Genomic DNA, 1,600 nt, shown 5'->3' on the forward strand with positions numbered 1-1,600 from the left:
ACCTTCCGCAAGGGCCCCAACAACACCCTCTCCGCCGGCCCCGACGACGTCGGCGTGCCCTGGGCGATCGGCTCGCCCGAGGGCGGCCACGACGCGGTCCACCCCGATCTGGGCACCCTGGACGACTTCGACTGGTTCGTGGGCCAGGCCCGCTCCCACGGCCTGGAGATCGCCCTCGACCTCGCGCTGCAGTGCTCGCCGGACCACCCCTGGGTCGACAAGCACCCGGAGTGGTTCCACCACCGCGCCGACGGCTCCATCGCCCACGCGGAGAACCCGCCGAAGAAATACCAGGACATCTACCCCCTCGCCTTCGACCGGGACATGGACGGACTGGTCGCCGAGACGCTGCGGGTGCTGCGGCACTGGATGTCCCACGGGGTGCGCGTCTTCCGCGTCGACAACCCGCACACCAAGCCGGTGGTGTTCTGGGAGCGGGTCATCGCCGACATCGGCCGCACCGACCCGGACGTGATCTTCCTGGCCGAGGCGTTCACCCGGCCCGCGATGATGCACACCCTGGCCCAGATCGGCTTCCAGCAGTCGTACACCTACTTCACCTGGCGCAACACCAAGCAGGAACTGACGGAGTACCTCACCGAACTCTCCGGCGAAGCCGCCTCCTACATGCGGCCCAACTTCTTCGTCAACACGCCGGACATCCTGCACGCCCACCTCCAGCAGGGCGGCCGCCCGGCCTTCGAGGCCCGTGCCGTCCTCGCCGCCACCCTCTCGCCCACCTGGGGCGTCTACTCGGGCTACGAACTCTGCGAGAACGTGCCCCTGCGCGAGGGCAGCGAGGAGTACCTCGATTCGGAGAAGTACCAGCTCACACCCCGTGACTGGGACTCCCCGCACAGCATCGCCCCCCTGATCACACGGCTCAACGCGATCCGGCGCGACCACCCCGCCCTGCACGGCATCCGCAACCTCCGGTTCCACCACACGGACAACGAGGCGGTCATCGCGTACAGCAAGCGCTCGGGCTCCGACACCGTCCTGGTGATCGTGAACCTCGACCCGCACCACACCCAGGAGGCCACGGTCTCGTTGGACATGCCGCAACTCGGCCTGGACCGGCACGCCTCCGTGTCCGTGCACGACGAACTGACGGGTGAGACCTATCAGTGGGGCAGCGCCAACTATGTGCGCCTGGAGCCCGGCCGGGCTCCCGCACATGTGCTCCATGTCCACAGGCCGCCCGTCTCGCCGCAGAACGGAGGGTCAGCAGCGTCATGACCGTCAACGAGCCCGTGCCGGACACCTTCGAGGACACCCCCGCCAAGGACCGGGACCCCGAGTGGTTCAAGCGCGCCGTCTTCTACGAGGTCCTCGTCCGCTCCTTCCAGGACAGCAACGGCGACGGCGTCGGCGACCTCAAGGGCCTGACCGCCAGACTCGACTACCTGCAGTGGCTCGGCGTCGACTGCCTCTGGCTCCCGCCCTTCTTCCAGTCCCCGCTGCGCGACGGCGGCTACGACGTCTCCGACTACACCGCCGTGCTGCCCGAGTTCGGCGACCTCGCCGACTTCGTGGAGTTCGTCGACGCCGCCCACCAGCGCGGTATGCGCGTCATCATCGACTTCGTCATGAACCACAC

Annotated in this window: 2 protein-coding genes; both read left to right on the plus strand. The window is 68.4% G+C overall.

What is annotated here, in order from left to right:
- Window positions 1-1,239: DUF3459 domain-containing protein (locus ACWCPM_RS34705; protein WP_450980246.1), on the plus strand; the 1,239-nt coding region annotated here is incomplete at its 5' end.
- On the plus strand, window positions 1,236-1,600 hold a 365-nt coding region (locus ACWCPM_RS34710), incomplete at its 3' end, for an alpha-amylase family glycosyl hydrolase (RefSeq protein ID WP_450980247.1). The genes ACWCPM_RS34705 and ACWCPM_RS34710, both read left to right, overlap by 4 nt.

This window comes from Streptomyces sp. NPDC002309 (assembly GCF_053593375.1).